The sequence below is a fragment of the Vibrio sp. Vf1514 genome (assembly GCF_052076135.1).
GTDB classification, from domain to species: Bacteria; Pseudomonadota; Gammaproteobacteria; order Enterobacterales; family Vibrionaceae; genus Vibrio; species Vibrio furnissii.
Map to the genome: position 1 here is coordinate 278,256 of NZ_CP197267.1, position 22,591 is coordinate 300,846.

Here is a 22,591-nt window from a genome sequence, read left to right on the forward strand (position 1 = left end):
CTCGCAGCACATTTCTATTTTCTAAGGTGAACCTTAGTAAGAGGATACAATCGTGGCTCGTAAAACTCCTATTGAGCGCTACCGTAACATCGGTATTTGTGCTCACGTAGATGCAGGTAAAACAACCACTACTGAGCGTATTCTGTTCTACACTGGCCTTTCTCACAAAATCGGCGAAGTTCACGATGGTGCCGCAACCATGGACTGGATGGAGCAGGAGCAGGAGCGTGGTATTACCATCACCTCAGCTGCGACGACTACCTTCTGGCGTGGTATGGAAGCACAGTTCCAAGATCATCGCATCAACATCATTGATACCCCTGGACACGTTGACTTTACGATCGAAGTAGAGCGTTCTCTTCGTGTACTTGACGGTGCAGTGGTTGTGTTCTGTGGCTCATCTGGTGTTGAACCTCAGTCTGAAACTGTATGGCGTCAGGCAGACAAGTACCACGTTCCACGTATGGTATTTGTGAACAAGATGGACCGTGCGGGTGCAGATTTCCTACGCGTTGTAGACCAAATTAAACATCGTCTTGGTGCGAACCCAGTTCCAATCCAATTGAACATTGGTGCGGAAGATGAGTTCAAGGGTGTCATCGACCTGATCAAGATGAAAGCCATCAACTGGAATGATGCCGACCAAGGCATGACGTTCACATACGAAGACATTCCGGCTGACATGCTCGAGCTTGCTGAAGAGTGGCGCAACCATCTGGTTGAAGCTGCCGCAGAAGCCACTGAAGAGTTGATGGAAAAATACCTAGAAGAAGGCGAACTGACTGAGCTTGAAATCAAGCAGGCACTTCGTCAGCGTACATTGAACAACGAAATCGTACTGGCCACGTGTGGTAGTGCGTTTAAGAACAAAGGTGTACAGGCCGTACTGGATGCAGTCATCGAGTATTTGCCATCACCCGTTGATGTACCGTCTATCAAAGGTGTCGATGAACGTGAGAACGAAGTTGAGCGTCATGCTGACGACAACGAACCGTTCTCAGCGCTGGCATTTAAGATCGCGACTGACCCATTTGTGGGCACGCTGACTTTCATTCGTGTTTACTCCGGTGTTGTGAATTCAGGTGATGCTGTTTACAACTCGGTAAAAGAGAAGAAAGAGCGTTTCGGTCGTATCGTTCAGATGCACGCAAACAAACGTGAAGAAATCAAAGAAGTTCGCGCAGGTGACATCGCCGCAGCGATCGGCCTGAAAGATGTGACAACAGGGGATACTCTGTGTGATCAAGACCATAAAGTGGTTCTAGAACGCATGGAATTCCCTGAGCCGGTTATTCAGATCGCAGTAGAACCTCGTTCTAAGGCAGACCAGGAAAAAATGGGCATTGCGCTAGGTAAACTGGCTGCAGAAGACCCATCATTCCGTGTCGAAACCGACAATGAAACCGGTCAAACACTGATCTCAGGTATGGGTGAACTTCACTTAGACATCATCGTTGACCGCATGAAGCGTGAATTCAGCGTTGATTGCAACGTGGGTAAACCTCAGGTTGCATACCGTGAAACCATTCGTGGTAAAGCGGAAGTAGAAGGCAAGTTTGTTCGTCAGTCTGGTGGTCGTGGTCAATACGGTCACGTGTGGCTGAAGATTGAACCTTCTGAACCAGGCGAAGGCTTTGTCTTCGTTGACGAGATCGTGGGTGGTGCGATTCCTAAGGAATTCATCGGCCCGGTAGCGAAAGGTATCGAGGAGCAAATGAACAACGGTGTGTTGGCGGGCTATCCTGTATTGGATGTGAAAGCCACACTATTCGATGGTTCATTCCACGATGTCGACTCAAGTGAGATGGCGTTTAAGATCGCTGGCTCAATGGCATTCAAGAAAGGTGCGCTTGAAGCAAACCCTGTCATTCTTGAACCGCTGATGAAAGTTGAAGTAACCACTCCGGAAGATTGGATGGGTGATGTGGTCGGTGACCTGAACCGTCGTCGCGGCATCATCGAGGGAATGGATGAAGGCCCTGCGGGTCTGAAAATCATTCGTTCACGCGTACCACTTTCTGAGATGTTCGGTTACGCAACTGACCTACGTTCTGCAACCCAAGGTCGTGCTTCTTACTCTATGGAGTTTTCTGAGTACGCTGAGGTGCCTAAAAACATTGCTGAAGCAATTGTGGCAGAGCGCGGTTAATAATGAATCTATTGCGCTGACGAGCGTTGGCGCATAAAATAGCAATTTCTGGCGCGCCCTGAGTGTACGTGACTCAAGGCGAATCATAACTAGGAAGGAACACGATCGTGTCTAAAGAAAAATTTGAACGTACGAAACCGCACGTAAACGTTGGTACTATCGGCCACGTTGACCACGGTAAAACAACTCTAACTGCAGCAATCTGTACTACACTGGCTAAAGTGTACGGCGGTGCAGCTCGTGACTTCGCGTCAATCGACAACGCTCCAGAAGAGCGTGAGCGCGGTATCACAATCTCTACTTCACACGTAGAGTACGACACTCCAAGCCGTCACTACGCACACGTAGACTGCCCAGGACACGCTGACTATGTTAAAAACATGATCACAGGTGCTGCGCAAATGGACGGTGGTATCCTAGTTGTTGCTGCAACAGATGGTCCAATGCCACAAACTCGTGAGCACATCCTACTAGGCCGTCAGGTTGGTATTCCTTACATCATCGTATTCATGAACAAATGTGACATGGTTGACGATGAAGAGCTACTAGAACTAGTAGAAATGGAAGTACGTGAACTTCTGTCTGAATACGATTTCCCAGGTGATGACCTACCAGTTATCCAAGGTTCTGCACTAGGCGCACTAAACGGCGAAGAGCAGTGGGAAGCGAAAATCGTTGAACTGGCTGAAGCACTGGACAACTACATTCCAGAGCCAGAGCGTGCAGTAGACATGCCGTTCCTGATGCCAATCGAAGACGTATTCTCAATCCAAGGTCGTGGTACAGTAGTAACTGGCCGTATCGAGCGCGGTATCCTGAAAGTAGGTGATGAAGTAGCGATCGTAGGTATCCACGACACTACAACCACTACTTGTACTGGTGTAGAAATGTTCCGTAAACTGCTAGACGAAGGTCGTGCAGGTGAGAACGTTGGTGCACTACTACGTGGTACAAAACGTGATGAAGTAGAACGTGGTCAAGTACTAGCGAAACCAGGTTCAATCACTCCACACACCAAGTTCGAATCAGAAGTATACGTACTGTCTAAAGATGAAGGTGGTCGTCACACTCCATTCTTCAAAGGCTACCGTCCACAGTTCTACTTCCGTACAACTGACGTAACAGGCAACATCGAACTGCCAGAAGGCGTAGAGATGGTAATGCCAGGCGACAACATTCAAATGATTGTTGAGCTGATCGCGCCAATCGCAATGGACGAAGGTCTACGCTTCGCAATCCGTGAAGGTGGCCGTACAGTTGGTGCTGGTGTTGTTGCTAAGATCATCGCTTAATCGATAATCTTACTGCGAACCTCGCATGAAAAAAGGGAAGCTTCGGCTTCCCTTTTTGCGTTTTGGTTATAAAAAAATTTTCTAATCTTCACTGTTTGTCTGTGATCATGTGCCATAAAACAATTGCTTAGCAGTCGTGTATTCAATGCACAGCGTGCTAAGTGATCTTGCCTTGAAAATCCGTGGTTTTGATATAACGAAACGATCTTAATGAAGTTGAAAACTAACTGGTAATAAGAACGATTCCTTTTTATAGTTCAAGGCAACAAGATAATGAGGTTGCAGTATGTACGTGTGTTTGTGTCACGGTGTGTCAGATAAGAAGATCAAAAAGCTTGCCCTTGAGCAAGGGATCACCGATATCCGCGGCATCAAACGTTGCACCGCACTGGGCTCGCAATGTGGCAAGTGCGTGAAACAGGCTAAAGAAATTCTGAACGAAACCATCGTCGTACAGTACCAACAAGCCAGTTAGGCCAGCGACCTTTTTGACACCTTCTCAATTGGTTCTACAGTTATAAGAGCCAAAGAGGAGGGCTTTGTCATGAAAGGTGATCCAATCATCATCCAACACCTGAATAAAATTCTCGGCAATGAACTGATTGCCATCAATCAATACTTTCTCCATGCGCGCATGTACAAGGATTGGGGGTTAAAACACCTCGCGGATAAGGAATATCACGAATCCATCGATGAGATGAAGCATGCGGATCATTTGATTGAGCGTATCCTGTTTCTCGAAGGCCTGCCTAATTTGCAAGATCTCGGCAAGCTGATGATCGGGGAAGACACCAAAGAAATGCTCGAATGCGACCTCAAACTTGAGCTCGCTGCCATTCCGGACCTTCGTGATGCAATTGCCTATGCCGAAGACATTCGCGACTACGTGTCACGTGACCTCTTTCAGGACATTCTGGAAGATGAAGAAGAGCATGTGGACTGGCTGGAAACTCAGCTTGGTTTGATTGATATGACAGGGATTGAGAATTACCTTCAAGCCCAATTCGTCGACGAAGATTAACCGTTTTTCAGCCAGCGCCACGCCTTGGCACTGGCTGCAAAACGCCGCGTTTCCTGCCTAATATTTCCCTTGCTAATGCTGCTGTCTTTCTGTACTATTCTCGCTCCTTAATTCTCGGTCAAATTTCATTAGTTCCTTGCTTCCTCTGGATGACCGGGCCAACTTGGGAAGCTGAATAATCCGTAAGGAGCAAATAAATGCGTCATTACGAAATCGTATTCATGGTGCACCCAGATCAAAGCGAGCAAGTTGCTGGCATGATCGAGCGTTACACTGGTTCAATCACTGAAGCTGGCGGTAAAGTACACCGTCTAGAAGACTGGGGCCGCCGTCAACTGGCTTACCCAATCAACAAGCTTCACAAAGCTCACTACGTTCTGATGAACGTTGAAGCTGACCAAGCTGTTATCGATGAACTGGAAACTGCTTTCCGTTTCAACGATGCGGTTCTGCGTAACATGATTATGCGTACTAAAGCTGCAATCACTGAACCTTCAATCATGCTGAAAGCTAAAGAAGAGCGTTCTAAGCGTGACGAAGCGAAATTTGAAGCAGACGCTGAGTAATTTCATTGATGACCAATCGAATGGAGTTAAGTGGTTCCATCGCTAAACCTCCGATTCGAAGCCAAAGCCCTTCGGGCATCGAACACTGCCGATTTTGGCTAGAGCATCGCTCTACGGTGATCGAAGCTGACCTACCGCGACAGGTGTATTGCCGAATCCCGGTGGTTGTCAGTGGGCAACGGTCAAAAGCGTTAACTCAAAATTTAGTACAAGGCAGCATCATTCAGGTAAGTGGCTTTTTGGCTTACCAAACCGGCCGAAATGGCGTGGGGAAATTGGTGCTACATGCCGACAACATTATCCAAATTTAGATCAGGAGATAGCCCATGGCTCGTTTCTTCCGTCGTCGTAAATTCTGCCGTTTTACAGCAGAAGGCGTACAAGAGATTGATTACAAAGACGTAGCAACTCTTAAGAACTACATCACTGAAGCTGGCAAAATCGTACCTAGCCGTATCACTGGTACTAGCGCTAAATATCAGCGTCAGCTAGCTCGTGCAATCAAGCGTTCTCGCTACCTAGCTCTACTGCCATACACTGACAAACATCAGTAATTGGCACCGTTTATTAAGAAAGAGGATTAAGCAATGCAAGTTATTCTACTTGATAAAATCGGTAACCTAGGTGGTCTTGGCGATACAGTTAGCGTTAAATCTGGTTACGCTCGTAACTTCCTTATCCCTCAAGGTAAGGCTGTTATGGCAACTAAAGCTAACGTTGAAATGTTTGAAAGCCGTCGTGCTGAGCTAGAAGCACAAGTTGCTGAACACCTAGCAGACGCACAAGCTCGCGCTGACCAAGTTAACGCTCTGGAAGCAGTAGTAATTGCTTCTAAAGCTGGTGACGAAGGTAAACTGTTCGGTTCTATCGGTACTCGTGACATCGCTGACGCTATTACAGCGGCAGGTGTTGCAGTTTCTAAGAGCGAAGTTCGCCTACCTGAAGGCGCTCTGCGCAACACTGGTGAATTCGAAGTTAGCGTTCAACTTCACTCTGAAGTTTTCGCTACTGCGAAAGTACAGGTTGTTGCTGAGTAATTTCAGTATACAGACGAATCAAAAACACCAGCCTCGGCTGGTGTTTTTTTATGTCTGAAGCAACGCAATGAGCGGCTTCAGAAGAGGAAAATCAGGTTCACGGACAAGACGGTGTCCGCCTTGCTCATGCCATCAGGTACACGCGTATGGTACTGACGAGATTGGTTGATCTTCAGTGCGATGTCTTCAGTGATGTTGTTAATCACACTCAGCTCGGAGTCCAAGCGAGTGTTACTTTCACCATTCACCAACGTCAGGTCTGCCGCAAACTTGAGCGACTTCAGCGCTTGCCATTCGGTTTTCAAATTGCTACGAAAAATCGGCTCCTGCACGATGTCTGGAAAGACGACGTCCGTTTTATCGATCTCATCCAAATTCGGCTCTTGATAGCGATAACCTGGGCCCAATTCCACCTCGATCAACAACTGCTCTGTGTGGGTGATTTGATAACCCAAACCGCCAGATAAGGTGTAGTCCTTAAAATAAGCACTGTAACGTGAATCAATGCCTTTAAAGCTGCCGTACAAGTAGGTTTTGGGGCCAAGCTTGTAGTCGGTTTGCAATGCATAGTTCGATTGGCGCTTATTCTCTTTGCCGTTTTTGTCCAACTTATAAAAACGCCATTCCCCGTTGGTCCGGTGACGCCCTTCGATATATTCCCCTTTCAGGCGCGTATTGAGCGATTCTGAATCGGTATTGCCAGTATGCGACTGATAGCCGAACTCAATCTGGCTGTGCCAGTGAGAAGGAATCTTGATGTCCGTATCGCGCTTGGGATCTTCGTTTGCGCAGACGTTATAACTCGTCAGTAGGCCAATACTTAGAAGCCAAACTTTGGACACATTTTACCTCATATACACGGGTTGAATCGTTGCATGATAAGCATCTATGTTGCTAATTGGGTCATGAGACGGTTAATTCTGCCGCTAGCATACACAAACTTTCGTATCATTAATTACAAATTTTGTATTCTCGTTATAATGGACGGTCATTAAAGAGTTACCGAGTGAAGTCATGGCTGATCCCCGAACAGATAACCGAAACCGTAAATCTGCTGATGCGCAGGTCGATGCGATTAAAGTTCCTCCCCATTCCTTAGAAGCTGAACAATCCGTGATTGGCGGCTTGTTGCTGGATAACGAACGCTGGGACACGGTCTCTGAACGTGTATTGACATCAGACTTTTACAGCCGTCCGCACCGCCTGATTTTTGATGGTGTGAAGTCGATTCTGGATGCGGGTAAGCCGCTCGATTTGATCACGCTGTCGGAATTTCTCGAACAACGAGAACAGCTCGAAGACGTGGGTGGCTTTGCTTATCTCGCCGATCTTGCCAAAAATACCCCGAGTGCGGCCAACATCAACGCCTATGCGGAGATCGTGGCGGAACGTGCGCTGGTGCGCAATCTGATTGGTGTGGCGAATGAAATTGCCGATGCGGGTTACGATCCGCAAGGCCGCAGTTCGGAAGACCTGCTCGATCTGGCCGAAAGTAAAGTATTTGCGATTGCAGAAGCGCGCACCAGCGAAAATGAAGGCCCACAGAACGTCGACAACATTCTGGAAAAAACGCTTGAGCGTATCGAGCTACTGTACAAAACGCCGCAGGATGGTGTGACCGGCGTGAATACTGGCTTTACCGACCTCAACAAGAAAACGGCAGGTCTGCAGGGGTCTGATTTGATCATCGTTGCGGCACGTCCATCGATGGGTAAAACCACGTTTGCGATGAACTTGTGTGAAAACGCGGCGATGGAGCAGGAAAAGCCGGTGCTGATCTTCTCGCTGGAGATGCCCGCCGAACAGATCATGATGCGTATGTTGGCGTCGCTGTCTCGTGTTGACCAAACCAAAATCCGTACCGGTCAGCTCGATGACGAGGACTGGGCGCGAATTTCTTCCACCATGGGGATTCTCATGGAGAAGAAGAACATGTACATCGATGACAGCTCTGGCCTGACGCCGACCGACGTGCGCTCACGTGCGCGCCGTATTGCCCGTGAGCATGGCGGTTTGTCGCTTATCATGGTCGACTACCTGCAATTGATGCGTGTACCGGCGTTGTCGGATAACCGAACGCTGGAAATCGCGGAAATCTCTCGCTCGTTGAAAGCGCTGGCGAAAGAGCTGAATGTGCCCGTGGTGGCACTGTCGCAGCTGAACCGCTCGCTGGAACAACGTGCTGACAAACGCCCGGTTAACTCGGACTTGCGTGAATCCGGCTCTATCGAGCAGGACGCGGACTTGATTATGTTTATCTACCGTGACGAGGTTTACCATCCTGACAGTGCGCTCAAAGGCACCGCCGAGATCATCATCGGTAAACAGCGTAACGGCCCTATCGGTTCTGTACGTCTGACCTTCCAGGGCCAGTTCTCCCGCTTTGATAATTATGCAGGACCGGCATTTGACGACGATGAGTAAAACGATGAATTACATGAAAGCTGCGACGGCCTGTATCAATTTGGACGCGTTACGCCACAATCTGCAGCAGATTAAGCAGCAAGCGCCCAACAGTAAATTAATGGCGGTGGTCAAAGCCAATGGTTACGGCCATGGGTTACGCCATGTAGCCAAGCACGCCGTCGGCGCTGATGCCTTTGGTGTGGCTCGCATTGAAGAAGCGTTGCAACTGCGCGCCAGTGGCGTGGTGAAGCCGATTCTGCTGTTGGAAGGGTTCTACTCGCAGGGGGATTTACCTGTGCTGGTGACCAACAATATTCAAACTGTGCTGCACTGCGAAGAGCAGTTACAGGCACTGGAAAGCGCTGAGCTGGAAACGCCGGTGGTGGTGTGGCTGAAAATCGACAGTGGCATGCACCGTTTAGGCGTGCGTCCAGAGCAATATGCGCAGTTTGTGGCACGGCTTCAAGCATGTAACAACGTGGCGAAACCGCTGCGCTACATGAGCCATTTTGGCTGTGCTGATGAGCTGGATAAATCGACCACCACGGAGCAAATTGAGCTATTTTTATCACTGACCAACGGCTGTGAAGGTGAACGCTCTATGGCAGCATCGGCAGGCTTATTGGCGTGGCCGCAAAGCCAGATGGAATGGGTTCGCCCGGGCATCATCATGTACGGTGTGTCGCCTTTTGCTGAGAAAAACGCGCAGCAACTCGGCTATCAGCCGGTGATGACACTCAAATCGCATTTGATCGCTGTACGCGACGTGAAAGCTGGCGAAAGTGTGGGCTATGGCGCGACTTGGGTCAGCGAGCGCGATACCAAAATTGGCGTCATTGCGATTGGGTACGGCGATGGCTACCCACGCACCGCGCCCAATGGCACACCTGTGGTGGTCAATGGCCGTGTGGTACCGCTTGCCGGTCGAGTGTCCATGGATATGCTTACCGTTGATTTGGGGCCTGATGCGCGTGATAACGTGGGCGATGAAGCCATTTTGTGGGGCAGTGAATTGCCTGTCGAAGAAGTGGCTAGCCACATTGGCACATTGGGTTATGAGTTAGTGACTAAACTGACCTCCCGCGTTGACATGTCATATTACGGAGCAGGCCGATAGGCCTGCTTTTTTATTCCCCTTGCAGCGTCGCAACCAGGCGGCGTTTGCCACCGTGGTCACGGTGCTCGCCTAAGTAAATGCCTTGCCATGTTCCCAACGCTAAACGACCGTGTGAAATGGGAATCGTCACGCTGGAGCCGAGTAGTGACGCTTTGATGTGGGCGGGCATGTCATCATCGCCTTCGTAGGTGTGCACATAATACGGGGCACGCTCGGGGACAAAGTGATTAAAGTGCTGTTCCATGTCCGAGCGGACAGTCGGATCGGCATTTTCATTGAGCGTGAGGCTGGCTGACGTGTGTTGAATAAACAGATGTAGCAAACCGACAGAAATATCAGCTAATTGTGGTAATTGTTGTTCAATTTCATCAGTAATCAAATGAAAACCGCGTGGATATGCACGTAGGTGAATTTGCTGCTGAGCCCACATTTGTCTCTCTCCATAATCTGATTGGCAAACGGCCGGATAAACGCTATGGTTGGCGCCAAGTGATTGCAACACAATTGGGTAAACACTCGGTGTTTACGTGACTTAACTCAATGTGGGGGTACATGAGCTGAGTCATAATTGTGCATTGAAAATTTATTACACTTTGCTCTGCGTCAGGCAGAGAACTTTATCATTTTCTTTTTGCTTAATCGGGGATTCTGCATTCTTGGTGCCAGTGACTAAGATTAGTGGAATAAAATCTACAGTAACATCGGGATAGATACCATGTTGAAAAATATCAATCCAACGCAAACTCAAGCTTGGAAAGCACTGACCGCGCATTTTGAATCCGCGCAGGATATGGACCTCAAAACTCTGTTCGCAGAGGACAGTCAACGTTTTGCTAAATACTCCGCCCGTTTCGGTAACGACATTCTCGTCGACTACTCAAAAAACCTTGTGAACGAAGAAACCATGAAGCACCTATTCGCTCTGGCTGACGAAGCGGATGTGAAAAGTGCGATTCAGGCAATGTTCAGTGGCGAAGCCATCAACCAAACCGAAGGTCGTGCCGTGCTGCACACCGCGCTGCGCAATCGCAGCAACACACCGGTGATGGTTCATGGTGAAGATGTCATGCCTGCGGTAAATGCCGTGCTTGAGAAAATGAAAGCGTTCTCTGAGCGTATTATTGGCGGCGAGTGGAAAGGCTTCACTGGCAAAGCGATCACGGATGTGGTGAACATCGGTATCGGTGGTTCTGACCTTGGTCCTTACATGGTGACAGAAGCGCTGGCGCCATACAAAAACCACCTGACCATGCATTTTGTATCGAACGTCGATGGCACGCACATTGCGGAAACACTGAAGAAAGTGAATCCAGAAACCACGCTGTTCCTGGTGGCTTCAAAAACGTTCACCACGCAAGAAACCATGACCAACGCGCACTCTGCGCGTGACTGGTTCCTTGATACTGCGGGCGATGAAGCGCACGTTGCGAAGCACTTCGCGGCGCTATCTACCAACGCGTCAGCGGTTGCAGAGTTTGGTATTGATACCGACAACATGTTTGAATTCTGGGACTGGGTTGGCGGCCGTTACTCACTGTGGTCCGCGATTGGTCTGTCGATCATTCTGTCAATTGGTTTTGACAACTTCGTTGAACTGCTGAGCGGTGCTCATGAAATGGACAAACATTTCGTTGAAACTCCGTTCGAAAACAACATCCCAATGATCCTGGCGTTGATTGGTATTTGGTACAACAACTTCCACGGCGCAGAATCTGAAGCGATTCTTCCGTACGACCAATACATGCACCGTTTTGCTGCTTACTTCCAACAAGGCAACATGGAATCGAATGGTAAGTACGTTGACCGTGATGGCAACCCAGTGACTTACCAAACTGGCCCAATCATTTGGGGCGAGCCTGGCACCAACGGCCAGCATGCGTTCTACCAGTTGATTCACCAAGGCACCAAACTGATCCCATGTGATTTCATTGCGCCAGCACTGACACACAATGCAGTCAGCGATCACCATCAGAAACTGATGTCGAACTTCTTCGCACAAACAGAAGCATTGGCATTTGGTAAATCAGCGGATGTTGTGAAAGCGGAATTGGTGAAATCTGGTAAATCAGAGCAAGAAGTTGCAGCGCTGGTGCCATTCAAAGTGTTTGAAGGGAACCGTCCAACCAACTCTATTTTGGTGAAAGAGATTACGCCACGTTCTCTGGGTAACCTGATCGCGATGTACGAACACAAGATCTTTGTTCAAGGCGTGATTTGGAACATCTTTACCTTTGACCAATGGGGTGTAGAACTGGGCAAACAGCTGGCGAACCAAATTCTGCCTGAACTGGCAGACAGTGCGCAAATCAGCTCTCACGACAGTTCGACCAACGGTCTGATCAACGCATTCAAAGCGTTTCGTGGTGAATGATGAATTGACACTGAGCTTCGACTCGGAGTAAGCGCAATAAAAAAAGCGGATGCCAAGGCATCCGCTTTTTTATGAAATCTCACCGAAGCGTTTATTCGAAACAGATCTCGATGAAGGCATTTCCCCATTGAGAAGAAAACGGCATGATGATGATTGAGCCTTCGCATTTGTGACGAATGGTGTGGCCTTTACCAGACACCACCACAGGGGTTGCCATATCAAAATCAAACCCACTCTCTGCCAGAATGCGTTTCGCGCCACCAGTCACCATGTTGGTGATTTCACCCACCATGTCTGTCACTTCTTCGTTTAACCCGTTCGGTCGTTCGCCCAGCATGTTCTGCATAATTTCCAGCGCCAGACTTTCATCGAACGTAATCGACATGGAACCACGGGTCTGTTGACCGACCATACCAATCAGGCCAGACACATCTCCGCGAGCAATTTCGTCTTTTTTCAAACGAGGTTTTTGAGGCTTCAATTCAAGAGAAGCCATTGTTTTTAGCACGTTCAGCAAAGACGCTAAAAACGGGTTTACAAATTCAGCGCGCATAACCTTCTTCTATTGTTTCATTCTTTATTTCGAGGAACACGATTGGCACACACCATGCGACTCAATCACGTGGTTGGCAATTTTGAAGCCGTGTTTCTCCGCGTTGTCTGCCAGCAATGCTATCAGGCTATCATCTTGCAATTCAATCACGTTGCCGCACTGGTCGCAAATCAATAGCTGTGAAAAGTGCTTGTGTGCATTACAAGAGCAGCAGGATATAAAGCTATTTGTTGATTCTACCCGGTGAATGAAGCCTTGTTCCATCAGAAAATCCAGCGCTCGGTAAACCGTCGGTGGTTTGGCCTGAGGTTCACTCTGTTTCAGATCTTCCAGCAATTCATAAGCACTCGAGGCTTTTTTGCTCGCACAGATGAGTTCAAACACCCGTTTTCGTTGAGACGTCAGCCTGACACCTCGAGCCGTACATATTTCTTCAATCTGTTTGGTAAGCTTATTGTCCAAATCTATCACCATAACCGTCGGACTTTAGTAATCATATACTATTTCCGGATGAATATCGTTTTGCTCATCAATAAATCTGGTTTGATTCATACACTAACGACGATATTTCCATAGATAAGCGCTAAGTTACCTTATCTTGTCGCGAAACGATACCTCCGAAGAACTGTTGGCGATATAAACAGAAGCGATTACAATGCCAAACTTTCTTTTTGGTCACTCGGTGGCCAAATGCTTTTTGATTGAAATGGGGATGTTGAACCAATGACTCACTCATGCCGGCTTTCTGTGGCGCCGATGCTCGATTGGACAGACCGCCACTGCCGCTATTTCCATCGTTTGCTGTCATCGCAAACCTTGCTTTATACCGAAATGGTAACCACAGGTGCGATCATCCATGGAAAGGGTGACTTCTTGGCGTACAACGAGGAAGAACATCCGCTTGCGTTGCAACTGGGTGGCTCGAACCCCGTCGATCTAGCGCATTGTGCGAAGTTGGCACAGGAACGCGGGTACGATGAAATTAACTTGAATGTCGGCTGCCCGTCTGATCGCGTGCAAAACGGTCGCTTTGGCGCGTGCTTGATGGCGGAACCTGAGTTGGTTGCGCAGTGTGTCGCGGCCATGAAAGCGGTGGTGGACATTCCGGTCACGGTGAAAACCCGGATTGGTATCGACGATCAGGATTCGTATGAGTTTCTGACCCACTTCGTTACCGTGGTGTCGGAGCAAGGTGGCTGTGAGCAGTTTACCATTCACGCGCGTAAAGCGTGGTTGAGCGGCTTGAGCCCGAAAGAGAACCGCGAGATCCCGCCGCTGGATTACCCACGCGCGTATCAGTTGAAGCAGGATTTCCCGCAGTTGACCATCGCTGTGAATGGTGGCGTGAAATCATTGGCGGAAGCCAAAGAACATCTCCAACATCTGGATGGCGTCATGATCGGCCGTGAAGCGTACCAAAGCCCATACTTGCTGGCCGAAGTTGATCAGCAAATCTTTGGTCTGGATACGCCAGTGAAGAAGCGTTCTCAGGTGGTGCAAGAGATGTATCCGTACATTGAGCAACAACTGGCACAGGGCAGTTATTTAGGACATATCACGCGTCACATGCTGGGGTTGTTCCAAAATATGCCGGGCGCGCGTCAATGGCGTCGTCACATCAGTGAAAACGCGCACAAAGCGGGCGCGGGGATTGAAGTGGTCGAGCAGGCGCTGGCCAAAATTCCGTATCAAGAGCTGGATGTGTAAATTTCACCAACTGTTGGTGACTTTAACCAGTTAGATGAGGTCGTGGACGTTTATTCGCCACGGCCTTTTTATTTACTTCAGCTAAATCAGTTAATTAGCCTGGCGCGCTCGGTTGGCGCGAAACGTGCAATAACACCAAGAAAAGGAGAACGATGATGGTAGAGCTGATTTTTATTTTGGTATTTGTGGCCAGCTTGTTGGTGACGGGGTTGACCGTCTTCGGCACACTGGTAGCCATCGCTGTGGCGTTTGGTGTGTTGATGTTGCTGAGCTTGCTCGGTTTTGCGCTCAAACTGCTGCCTTGGCTGATTGTGATTGCGCTAGGCGTATGGGTGTATCGTCACTATCAGCAAATTCCACGTTAAGAATGGTTTGGCCATCTCAACATGGTCTGTGCCTGTGCTACTATGCCGACCCAAAAGATGACATATACTTAGCACTTTGACAGGAGCAATGATCATGAATAAGCCAGCCCTGGCGATACTGACAACCGCGTTATTATCGCTTTCTGCCACGGCGTGGTGTGACGACACGGCTTATGACGTCAAACTGGGCGCAGCGATGTGGTGGGGCAGCACCAAGGTTGATGAAGTGCGCCATGAGACGGATCAAGCGCCTGCATTTCAGGCCGCGCTCGACCACCAATTGCGTTACCTGCCGAACTTCAGCGTTCGTTACACGAGTGTCGATGCCAATTACGCCGCATTCGATAAACTCGATTACACCTTCTATTACAACTTACTGCATCATGAGTGGATGAACTTTGATGCCGGGGTGACGGTCACGCAGTACCGCAGTTCTCATTACCGTGCTCAGGATGACAAAACGTACGACTTTAACGACACCACGTTTAACTGGTATGCCGCCGCGGAGCTCTCGATCCCAGAGACCAACTTTGACATCATCGGCCAGTTTGATGTCGGCAATAACAGTGGCATGAAAAGTTCGGATGTAACAGCGGGCGTGCAATATCGTTTACCAGTGAAAGACGGGGAATGGGCACTCAAAGGCGGATACCGTGTGATTGACCTTGAGTTTGATGACTTGGCCACGCAGTCGCCAGATACCGGAACCTCTTATGTATTTGTTGATGGTTGGTTCCTCGGCGCGGACTTCCGCTTTTAAATCATCCCGATGTTGTCCTCACGCCACCGTCTCTTGGTGGCGTTTTTGTTGTGCTAACGACAATCTCATCAGCAGAATTCGCAATCCGCTCGAAATAGACCATGCTTAATAGGATGGAACGGCAATATGAGTGAGAGTGGCGATGACGATCACGGAACTGAGAAACCTTTACCGCGAGAACCAGCTTGTAGAAGCCATAATTGAGCCTTCTTCAGAAGAAGGCGCATGGATAGTGGAATTTCGTCACCAACGCGGCGGATTTGTCCTGCTGACCGGCATCAATGGCGAGGAGTGCCATTACATCGATCTCGACCAAGCTTCTAAATCGGCGATGGCGGTGGGATTTAAGCAGGTGAGAGTGGAATCCAAGTGAGTTCAAATTTTACCCGCCTTACTTCCAAAAAGTTATAAAACATGCTCATCTATTCTTTCTTGTTATTAAGAGGAGTGGTTAATCTATCGTCACGCAATGAATAAGGAAGTCGTGACAATGTCTTCAGGAAACACCATACCAAAAGAGCTCGCTGGGCTTGCCAGCCCACTCAACGACTCGCAGCTCAATCAGCTGCAACAAACGATTTCACAACTCTCACCTCAGCAAATGGCTTGGGTGAGCGGTTATTTCTGGGGGCTCAGCCAGTCTCAGACGCTGGGGGCTTCAGCACCTTTGACTCAGGCGGCAGCGCTGACTGCGGCAAAACCTGCCGGTAAGCTGACCATTATCTTTGCTTCGCAAACTGGGAATGCGAAAGGTGTGGCTGAAGCGTTGGAACAAGAGGCCCAAGCGGCGGGTATTGCCGTGCAACTGTTTGATGCCAGCGATTACAAAGGCAAAGATCTGGCGAAAGAAACGCACGTGATCGTCGTGGCTTCAACCAATGGTGAAGGCGAAGCGCCGGACAATGCGTTGGCGCTGCACGAATTCCTGCAATCGAAAAAAGCCCCGAAATTACCCAACCTGCAATATGGCGTGATTGGCCTGGGCGACTCGAGTTACGAGTTCTTCTGCCAAACAGGCAAAGATTTCGATACGTTCCTTGAAAAACTGGGTGCGAAGCGCTTTATCGATCGCGTGGATTGCGATGTGGATTACGATGCCCCTGCCGCAGAATGGCGTGCGAAAGCGTTAGCCAGCGTCAAAGAAGCATTGGCAAGCAGCCAAGCGGAAGTGGTTCAGTTGCCTGTCGGTCAAGCCACGACGTCCCATTCTCAGTACAACAAACAAAATCCATATACCGCCACGTTGTTGACCAGCCAGAAAATCACGGGCCGTGATTCAGGCAAAGATGTACGTCATATCGAAATCGATCTGGCGGACTCGGGGCTGACGTATCAACCGGGTGACGCGTTGGGCGTCTGGTATGAGAACAGTGCAGAACTGGCGAATGTGGTTCTGGCGGCGGCAGGGTTGTCGGGTGTCGAAAGTGTTGAAGTTGATGGTGAAAGCCTTTCTTTACATAGCGCGCTAGTGAGCAAATACGAGATCACTGGTTCGAACCCGCAGTTTGTCACCAAGTTTGCTGAGCTGTCAGGTAGCAAGAAACTACAAAAGCTGGTGGAAGACAAAGACAAGCTGCGTGAATACGCGGCCAATACTCAAATTGTCGATGTCCTAAAAGAAAAGAAAACCAAGCTCTCGGCGGAACAATTGATTGCTCTGCTGCGTCGTCTTACGCCACGTCTGTACTCTATTGCGTCCAGCCAGTCGGAAGTGGATGAAGAAGTGCACTTGACGGTTGGTATCGTGGAATACGATGTGGATGGCGATGTTCGCCAAGGCGGGGCGTCCAGCTTCTTGGGTCAACGCCTAGAAGAAGGCGAGTCCGTGAAAGTGTTCATCGAGCACAACAACAACTTCAAACTGCCGCAAGATGATGCAACGCCAGTGATCATGATTGGCCCGGGGCCGGTATCGCACCGTTCCGCAGCTTTATTCAAGAGCGGGATAACCGTGGAGCGGAGGGTAAGAGCTGGTTGTTCTTTGGTGACCGCACCTTCACTCAAGATTTCCTCTACCAAGTGGAATGGCAGAAATACCTGAAATCAGGTGCGCTGACGCGTTTGGACGTCGCCTTCAGCCGTGACCAACATGAGAAAGTGTACGTACAACACCGTGTGTTGGAACAAGCGGAGCAGGTATGGCAATGGTTGCAAGATGGCGCCTACGTTTACATCTGTGGTGATGCGACACGCATGGCGAAAGATGTCCATGAAGCGCTGATCGTCGTCGGGCAGCAACAGGGCGGCCTGTCACGTGAAAAAGCAGAAGAATATTTCAATGAGCTTCGTAAAGCGAAACGTTACCAGAGGGATGTGTACTAATGAGCACCAAGATTGAAAACAACGTACAGGAAGTCCTTGGCGAAGTGCTCGGCTCGCTTTCTGATAATGAACGCCTCAAACGCGAAAGTAATTTCCTGCGTGGCACGATCGAACACGATCTGCAAGATCGCATCACGGGTGGATTCACGGCTGATAACTTCCAGCTGATCCGCTTTCACGGCATGTATCAGCAAGATGACCGTGATATTCGTAACGAACGTACCAAACAAAAACTGGAGCCGCTGCACAACGTGATGCTGCGTGCTCGTATGCCAGGCGGCATCATCCAACCCAAACAATGGCTGGCGATCGACAAGTTTGCGACCGAACACTCGCTGTATGGCAGTATTCGTCTGACGACCCGCCAGACGTTTCAGTTCCATGGCGTTCTAAAACCGAATATTAAACTGATGCACCAGACGCTCAATAGCATCGGCATCGACTCGATTGCGACGGCAGGCGACGTCAACCGTAACGTATTGTGTACCTCAAACCCGGTGGAATCTGAGCTGCACCAAGAAGCTTACGAGTGGGCGAAGAAAATCAGTGAGCATTTGCTGCCGAAAACGCGCGCTTATGCAGAAATTTGGTTGGATGGCGAGAAAGTCGAAACCACCGACGAAGAACCGATTCTGGGTAGCAATTATCTGCCACGGAAATTCAAAACCACGGTGGTGATCCCGCCGCATAACGATATTGATGTGCATGCGAACGATTTGAACTTCGTGGCGATTGCAGACAACGGCAAGCTGATTGGCTTTAACGTGCTGGTGGGTGGTGGTCTGGCGATGACCCATGGTGATACCTCGACATACCCACGTCGCGCGGATGACTTTGGTTTTATTCCGCTGGAGAAAACGTTAGATGTGGCGGCTGCTGTGGTGACGACACAGCGCGATTGGGGTAACCGTTCAAACCGTAAGAACGCGAAAACCAAATACACGCTGGATCGTGTTGGCGTGGATGTCTTTAAAGCGGAAGTCGAAAAACGTGCAGGCGTGACGTTCGGCGATAGCCGTCCATACGAGTTCACCGAACGCGGCGATCGCATCGGTTGGGTAGAAGGCATCGATGGGAAGCATCACCTGACGCTGTTCATTGAAAACGGTCGTCTATTAGATTTCCCTGGCAAGCCACTGAAAACCGGTGTGGCGGAAATCGCGAAGATTCACCAGGGCGATTTCCGGATGACGGCAAACCAAAACTTGATTGTTGCTGGTGTCCCGGCCGACCAAAAAGCTGAGATTGAAGCATTGGCAGTGTCCCATGGTTTGATGGACAGCAGTGTCAGCGAACAGCGTAAGAATTCGATGGCGTGTGTGGCGTTTCCCACCTGTCCATTGGCGATGGCTGAAGCTGAACGCTTCCTGCCGGAGTTTGTCACTCAGGTCGAAGGTATTCTGGAAAAACACGCGCTGCCAAAAGAAGACAACATCATCCTGCGTGTTACCGGCTGTCCAAACGGATGTGGCCGTGCGATGCTGGCTGAAATCGGTTTAGTCGGGAAAGCGCCTGGCCGTTACAACCTGCACCTCGGTGGTAACCGCGCGGGAACTCGTGTGCCGAAGATGTATAAAGAGAACATTACCGATAAACAGATCCTCGACGAAATCGATACGCTGGTGGGCCGTTGGGCGACAGAGCGTGAGGTTGGGGAAGGTTTTGGTGATTTCACGATTCGTACCGGCATCATTCAAGAAGTGATTGTGTCAAAGAGGGATTTTTATGCCTGAGATCGTCGCGACTCCGAATTTGGCGGAGTTGTTAACGCTCACCAAGGCGGAGCAGGCGCTCCACTTGGCCGAGGTTAACGCATATTTAGAAACGCTCACGGCGCAAGAACGTGTCGTTTGGGCGCTGGAACATTTGCCGGGTACGCATGCCGTCTCTTCTAGCTTCGGTATTCAGGCGGCGGTAATGCTGCATTTGGTGACGTCTGTGAACAAAGACGTCCCGGTGGTCCTGACCGACACGGGCTATCTGTTTCCGGAAACCTACCAGTTTATTGACCAACTGACGGAGCGTTTGGATCTGAATCTCAAGATCTACACCGCAGAGATGTCATCCGCGTGGCAGGAAGCTCGCTTTGGTAAATTGTGGGAACAGGGCGTGACGGGGATTGAACAATACAATCGCATCAATAAAGTGGAACCGATGCGCCGCGCGCTGCATGAACTTAATGTTGGCACTTGGTTTTCGGGCTTACGTCGTGAGCAATCGAAGTCACGGGCGACCTTACCGATTTTGGCGGTTCAAAATGGCGTCTTCAAATTCCTTCCGGTGATCGATTGGACCAATAAAGATGTCCACTATTACCTGAAAGACAACGATCTGCCGTATCACCCACTTTGGGACCAAGGCTATCTGTCAGTCGGCGATACGCATACGACCCGTAAGTGGGAACCGGGCATGAGTGAAGAAGAAACACGATTCTTTGGTTTGAAGCGAGAATGTGGGCTGCATGAAGAATCTCCTGAGCAAGATGGCTCTGGTATTTAATCTGCCTAATATAGAAAAAGCCGCGTTAGCGGCTTTTTCTATATATAAGTGATGTAGATTCGCCGCGATCAAAGGGCTAAAAAGAATAACTCTGTGGATAAGTTGTACGTATCGTTGGGGTAAAATTGGATAAATAAGGCTTTGAGCGTTAATTCATCACTTAAGCGTTATTTTTTCATTTTTTCATAAAAAGTACTTGCCAGTGTGATTCGGATCTCTATAATGCCACCTCGTCGACAGGGCAAGGGCTCACAAGGGTTCAAAGCTAGTCAGACAGGCCAGAAAGAAAAACGAAATGATTTGAAAAAAAGTGTTTGACACTGAAGATTATCTCGCTAGAATGGCCGCCTCTTCCACGGTGACTCAGTCGCTGAAGTAGGAAGAAAGCTCTTTAACAATATAAACCTATCAATCTGTGTGGGCACTCGTTGATGATAATCGAAGATGATTCTAAAGAATCAACTTAGGTATCAATGAACTGAGTGACCAATCGATACTTCGGTATCGGCACAGTCAATTCATTATCGTTCTGTTGGAACGATAATAGCTTTGAATTACTAAGGTAATTTGAAGTCAGTATTCATTGAGCCACAAAATCTTAAATTGAAGAGTTTGATCATGGCTCAGATTGAACGCTGGCGGCAGGCCTAACACATGCAAGTCGAGCGGCAGCGACAACATTGAACCTTCGGGGGATTTGTTGGGCGGCGAGCGGCGGACGGGTGAGTAATGCCTGGGAAATTGCCCTGATGTGGGGGATAACCATTGGAAACGATGGCTAATACCGCATGATAGCTTCGGCTCAAAGAGGGGGACCTTCGGGCCTCTCGCGTCAGGATATGCCCAGGTGGGATTAGCTAGTTGGTGAGGTAAGGGCTCACCAAGGCGACGATCCCTAGCTGGTCTGAGAGGATGATCAGCCACACTGGAACTGAGACACGGTCCAGACTCCTACGGGAGGCAGCAGTGGGGAATATTGCACAATGGGCGCAAGCCTGATGCAGCCATGCCGCGTGTATGAAGAAGGCCTTCGGGTTGTAAAGTACTTTCAGCAGTGAGGAAGGGGATATCGTTAATAGCGGTATTCTTTGACGTTAGCTGCAGAAGAAGCACCGGCTAACTCCGTGCCAGCAGCCGCGGTAATACGGAGGGTGCGAGCGTTAATCGGAATTACTGGGCGTAAAGCGCATGCAGGTGGTTTGTTAAGTCAGATGTGAAAGCCCGGGGCTCAACCTCGGAATTGCATTTGAAACTGGCAGGCTAGAGTACTGTAGAGGGGGGTAGAATTTCAGGTGTAGCGGTGAAATGCGTAGAGATCTGAAGGAATACCGGTGGCGAAGGCGGCCCCCTGGACAGATACTGACACTCAGATGCGAAAGCGTGGGGAGCAAACAGGATTAGATACCCTGGTAGTCCACGCCGTAAACGATGTCTACTTGGAGGTTGTGGCCTTGAGCCGTGGCTTTCGGAGCTAACGCGTTAAGTAGACCGCCTGGGGAGTACGGTCGCAAGATTAAAACTCAAATGAATTGACGGGGGCCCGCACAAGCGGTGGAGCATGTGGTTTAATTCGATGCAACGCGAAGAACCTTACCTACTCTTGACATCCAGAGAACTTAGCAGAGATGCTTTGGTGCCTTCGGGAACTCTGAGACAGGTGCTGCATGGCTGTCGTCAGCTCGTGTTGTGAAATGTTGGGTTAAGTCCCGCAACGAGCGCAACCCTTATCCTTGTTTGCCAGCGAGTAATGTCGGGAACTCCAGGGAGACTGCCGGTGATAAACCGGAGGAAGGTGGGGACGACGTCAAGTCATCATGGCCCTTACGAGTAGGGCTACACACGTGCTACAATGGCGCATACAGAGGGCAGCCAACTTGCGAAAGTGAGCGAATCCCAAAAAGTGCGTCGTAGTCCGGATTGGAGTCTGCAACTCGACTCCATGAAGTCGGAATCGCTAGTAATCGTGGATCAGAATGCCACGGTGAATACGTTCCCGGGCCTTGTACACACCGCCCGTCACACCATGGGAGTGGGCTGCAAAAGAAGCAGGTAGTTTAACCTTCGGGAGGACGCTTGCCACTTTGTGGTTCATGACTGGGGTGAAGTCGTAACAAGGTAGCGCTAGGGGAACCTGGCGCTGGATCACCTCCTTATACGAATGATTATTGCGATGAGTGTTCACACAGATTGATAGTGTTTAATAAAGTGAAGAGATTCGTGCCTCTGCCCTTTAGCGCGAGCACATTGCTGTGTCCCGTTCGTCTAGAGGCCTAGGACACCGCCCTTTCACGGCGGTAACAGGGGTTCGACTCCCCTACGGGATACCATCTTTAAAGGTTTTACCTTTAGAATCTTTAAACATGGTTTTCATTAGAAAATCTGCTCTTTAACAATTTGGAAAGCTGACAAAACAACAATTTATTGTT

The 22,591-nt window shown here is 49.4% G+C and carries 21 protein-coding genes, 1 tRNA gene, 1 rRNA gene and 1 pseudogene; 20 read left to right on the forward strand and 4 right to left on the reverse strand.

What is annotated here, in order from left to right:
• Positions 1-52: 52 nt before the first annotated feature.
• From fusA to rplI, 8 genes are all read left to right on the forward strand, one after another.
• The gene (fusA, locus tag ACS18Q_RS01330; RefSeq protein ID WP_014203958.1) at positions 53-2,149 is read left to right on the forward strand and encodes an elongation factor G; all 2,097 of its coding nucleotides are present in this window, start codon (positions 53-55) and stop codon (positions 2,147-2,149) included.
• A gap of 107 nt (positions 2,150-2,256) precedes the next feature.
• Positions 2,257-3,441, forward strand: a complete 1,185-nt coding sequence (gene tuf, locus ACS18Q_RS01335; protein ID WP_004728252.1) for an elongation factor Tu — start codon at positions 2,257-2,259, stop codon at positions 3,439-3,441.
• A gap of 286 nt (positions 3,442-3,727) precedes the next feature.
• Positions 3,728-3,916, forward strand: a complete 189-nt coding sequence (locus ACS18Q_RS01340) for a (2Fe-2S)-binding protein (protein ID WP_004723747.1) — start codon at positions 3,728-3,730, stop codon at positions 3,914-3,916.
• A gap of 69 nt (positions 3,917-3,985) precedes the next feature.
• On the forward strand, positions 3,986-4,462 hold the full coding sequence (gene bfr / locus ACS18Q_RS01345; RefSeq protein WP_004723745.1) for a bacterioferritin: 477 nt from the start codon (positions 3,986-3,988) through the stop codon (positions 4,460-4,462).
• Between the two features lie 197 nt (positions 4,463-4,659).
• A complete protein-coding gene (gene rpsF, locus ACS18Q_RS01350) occupies positions 4,660-5,028 on the forward strand; it encodes a 30S ribosomal protein S6 (protein ID WP_004723737.1) in 369 nt (122 codons plus the stop codon).
• Between the two features lie 8 nt (positions 5,029-5,036).
• Entirely contained in the window at positions 5,037-5,339 is a 303-nt protein-coding gene (gene priB / locus ACS18Q_RS01355; RefSeq protein ID WP_086027247.1) for a primosomal replication protein N, read from the forward strand.
• 15 nt (positions 5,340-5,354) lie between these two features.
• The gene (gene rpsR, locus ACS18Q_RS01360; RefSeq protein WP_000090472.1) at positions 5,355-5,582 is read left to right on the forward strand and encodes a 30S ribosomal protein S18; all 228 of its coding nucleotides are present in this window, start codon (positions 5,355-5,357) and stop codon (positions 5,580-5,582) included.
• A 33-nt stretch (positions 5,583-5,615) separates the two neighbouring features.
• Positions 5,616-6,065 (forward strand): 50S ribosomal protein L9, encoded by a 450-nt coding sequence (rplI, locus tag ACS18Q_RS01365; RefSeq protein WP_004723735.1) that lies wholly within the window; start codon positions 5,616-5,618, stop codon positions 6,063-6,065.
• 77 nt (positions 6,066-6,142) lie between these two features.
• Here the strand turns inward: rplI and ACS18Q_RS01370 are convergent, their stop codons facing one another.
• The gene (locus ACS18Q_RS01370) at positions 6,143-6,907 is read right to left on the reverse strand and encodes a DUF481 domain-containing protein (RefSeq protein ID WP_014205883.1); all 765 of its coding nucleotides are present in this window, start codon (positions 6,905-6,907) and stop codon (positions 6,143-6,145) included.
• A gap of 172 nt (positions 6,908-7,079) precedes the next feature.
• On the opposite strand from ACS18Q_RS01370, the gene ACS18Q_RS01375 reads away from it, so the two are divergent.
• Complete coding sequence (locus tag ACS18Q_RS01375; protein ID WP_004723730.1) at positions 7,080-8,489, forward strand: replicative DNA helicase; 1,410 nt, start codon at positions 7,080-7,082, stop codon at positions 8,487-8,489.
• Positions 8,490-8,502: 13 nt separating this feature from the next.
• Entirely contained in the window at positions 8,503-9,588 is a 1,086-nt protein-coding gene (gene alr, locus ACS18Q_RS01380; protein ID WP_038150563.1) for an alanine racemase, read from the forward strand.
• A gap of 10 nt (positions 9,589-9,598) precedes the next feature.
• On the opposite strand, the gene ACS18Q_RS01385 is transcribed toward alr, so the two are convergent.
• Positions 9,599-10,018, reverse strand: a complete 420-nt coding sequence (locus ACS18Q_RS01385) for a secondary thiamine-phosphate synthase enzyme YjbQ (protein WP_014205882.1) — start codon at positions 10,016-10,018, stop codon at positions 9,599-9,601.
• Between the two features lie 285 nt (positions 10,019-10,303).
• On the opposite strand from ACS18Q_RS01385, the gene pgi reads away from it, so the two are divergent.
• On the forward strand, positions 10,304-11,959 hold the full coding sequence (gene pgi, locus ACS18Q_RS01390; protein WP_055467279.1) for a glucose-6-phosphate isomerase: 1,656 nt from the start codon (positions 10,304-10,306) through the stop codon (positions 11,957-11,959).
• Positions 11,960-12,050: 91 nt separating this feature from the next.
• Here the strand turns inward: pgi and ACS18Q_RS01395 are convergent, their stop codons facing one another.
• Both ACS18Q_RS01395 and zur read right to left on the reverse strand, forming a co-directional pair.
• Positions 12,051-12,512, reverse strand: a complete 462-nt coding sequence (locus tag ACS18Q_RS01395) for a chemotaxis protein CheX (RefSeq protein ID WP_004723722.1) — start codon at positions 12,510-12,512, stop codon at positions 12,051-12,053.
• Positions 12,513-12,536: 24 nt separating this feature from the next.
• Positions 12,537-12,986, reverse strand: a complete 450-nt coding sequence (gene zur / locus ACS18Q_RS01400; RefSeq protein ID WP_038150561.1) for a zinc uptake transcriptional repressor Zur — start codon at positions 12,984-12,986, stop codon at positions 12,537-12,539.
• A 249-nt stretch (positions 12,987-13,235) separates the two neighbouring features.
• On the opposite strand from zur, the gene dusA reads away from it, so the two are divergent.
• The 9 genes and pseudogenes from dusA to ACS18Q_RS01445 all read left to right on the forward strand — a co-directional run bounded on the left by dusA (position 13,236) and on the right by ACS18Q_RS01445 (position 22,492).
• On the forward strand, positions 13,236-14,219 hold the full coding sequence (gene dusA, locus ACS18Q_RS01405) for a tRNA dihydrouridine(20/20a) synthase DusA (RefSeq protein ID WP_081454415.1): 984 nt from the start codon (positions 13,236-13,238) through the stop codon (positions 14,217-14,219).
• Between the two features lie 155 nt (positions 14,220-14,374).
• Positions 14,375-14,584, forward strand: coding sequence for an envelope stress response protein PspG (gene pspG / locus ACS18Q_RS01410; protein WP_038150560.1), 210 nt, complete (start codon positions 14,375-14,377; stop codon positions 14,582-14,584).
• Positions 14,585-14,678: 94 nt separating this feature from the next.
• A complete protein-coding gene (locus ACS18Q_RS01415) occupies positions 14,679-15,344 on the forward strand; it encodes a TIGR04219 family outer membrane beta-barrel protein (protein ID WP_238854471.1) in 666 nt (221 codons plus the stop codon).
• Positions 15,345-15,486: 142 nt separating this feature from the next.
• Positions 15,487-15,717, forward strand: coding sequence for a hypothetical protein (locus ACS18Q_RS01420; protein ID WP_143680997.1), 231 nt, complete (start codon positions 15,487-15,489; stop codon positions 15,715-15,717).
• Between the two features lie 96 nt (positions 15,718-15,813).
• Positions 15,814-17,666: pseudogene (locus ACS18Q_RS01425) on the forward strand (assimilatory sulfite reductase (NADPH) flavoprotein subunit).
• Positions 17,666-19,399, forward strand: coding sequence for an assimilatory sulfite reductase (NADPH) hemoprotein subunit (gene cysI, locus ACS18Q_RS01430; protein ID WP_158166153.1), 1,734 nt, complete (start codon positions 17,666-17,668; stop codon positions 19,397-19,399). Before ACS18Q_RS01425 ends, cysI begins: the two are co-directional and overlap by 1 nt.
• Entirely contained in the window at positions 19,392-20,165 is a 774-nt protein-coding gene (locus ACS18Q_RS01435; RefSeq protein WP_014205874.1) for a phosphoadenylyl-sulfate reductase, read from the forward strand. The genes cysI and ACS18Q_RS01435 overlap by 8 nt, the downstream gene beginning before the upstream one ends.
• Before the next feature lie 600 nt (positions 20,166-20,765).
• Positions 20,766-22,318: ribosomal RNA gene (locus tag ACS18Q_RS01440) — 16S ribosomal RNA — on the forward strand.
• A gap of 98 nt (positions 22,319-22,416) precedes the next feature.
• Positions 22,417-22,492: transfer RNA gene (locus ACS18Q_RS01445), tRNA-Glu, on the forward strand.
• Positions 22,493-22,591: the final 99 nt, after the last annotated feature.

What these genes read in the sequence shown, in the direction of transcription:
- ACS18Q_RS01375 (WP_004723730.1), top strand. Translation starts at nt 7,080, where the DNA reads ATGGCTGATCCCCGAACAGATAACCGAAACCGTAAATCTGCTGATGCG.
- pgi (WP_055467279.1), top strand. Translation starts at nt 10,304, where the DNA reads ATGTTGAAAAATATCAATCCAACGCAAACTCAAGCTTGGAAAGCACTG.
- dusA (WP_081454415.1), top strand. Translation starts at nt 13,236, where the DNA reads ATGACTCACTCATGCCGGCTTTCTGTGGCGCCGATGCTCGATTGGACA.
- rpsF (WP_004723737.1), top strand. Translation starts at nt 4,660, where the DNA reads ATGCGTCATTACGAAATCGTATTCATGGTGCACCCAGATCAAAGCGAG.
- alr (WP_038150563.1), top strand. Translation starts at nt 8,503, where the DNA reads ATGAAAGCTGCGACGGCCTGTATCAATTTGGACGCGTTACGCCACAAT.
- ACS18Q_RS01385 (WP_014205882.1), bottom strand. Translation starts at nt 10,018, where the DNA reads ATGTGGGCTCAGCAGCAAATTCACCTACGTGCATATCCACGCGGTTTT.
- ACS18Q_RS01420 (WP_143680997.1), top strand. Translation starts at nt 15,487, where the DNA reads ATGACGATCACGGAACTGAGAAACCTTTACCGCGAGAACCAGCTTGTA.
- rpsR (WP_000090472.1), top strand. Translation starts at nt 5,355, where the DNA reads ATGGCTCGTTTCTTCCGTCGTCGTAAATTCTGCCGTTTTACAGCAGAA.
- rplI (WP_004723735.1), top strand. Translation starts at nt 5,616, where the DNA reads ATGCAAGTTATTCTACTTGATAAAATCGGTAACCTAGGTGGTCTTGGC.
- cysI (WP_158166153.1), top strand. Translation starts at nt 17,666, where the DNA reads ATGAGCACCAAGATTGAAAACAACGTACAGGAAGTCCTTGGCGAAGTG.
- ACS18Q_RS01340 (WP_004723747.1), top strand. Translation starts at nt 3,728, where the DNA reads ATGTACGTGTGTTTGTGTCACGGTGTGTCAGATAAGAAGATCAAAAAG.
- ACS18Q_RS01415 (WP_238854471.1), top strand. Translation starts at nt 14,679, where the DNA reads ATGAATAAGCCAGCCCTGGCGATACTGACAACCGCGTTATTATCGCTT.
- pspG (WP_038150560.1), top strand. Translation starts at nt 14,375, where the DNA reads ATGGTAGAGCTGATTTTTATTTTGGTATTTGTGGCCAGCTTGTTGGTG.
- ACS18Q_RS01435 (WP_014205874.1), top strand. Translation starts at nt 19,392, where the DNA reads ATGCCTGAGATCGTCGCGACTCCGAATTTGGCGGAGTTGTTAACGCTC.
- ACS18Q_RS01395 (WP_004723722.1), bottom strand. Translation starts at nt 12,512, where the DNA reads ATGCGCGCTGAATTTGTAAACCCGTTTTTAGCGTCTTTGCTGAACGTG.
- bfr (WP_004723745.1), top strand. Translation starts at nt 3,986, where the DNA reads ATGAAAGGTGATCCAATCATCATCCAACACCTGAATAAAATTCTCGGC.
- priB (WP_086027247.1), top strand. Translation starts at nt 5,037, where the DNA reads ATGACCAATCGAATGGAGTTAAGTGGTTCCATCGCTAAACCTCCGATT.
- zur (WP_038150561.1), bottom strand. Translation starts at nt 12,986, where the DNA reads ATGGTGATAGATTTGGACAATAAGCTTACCAAACAGATTGAAGAAATA.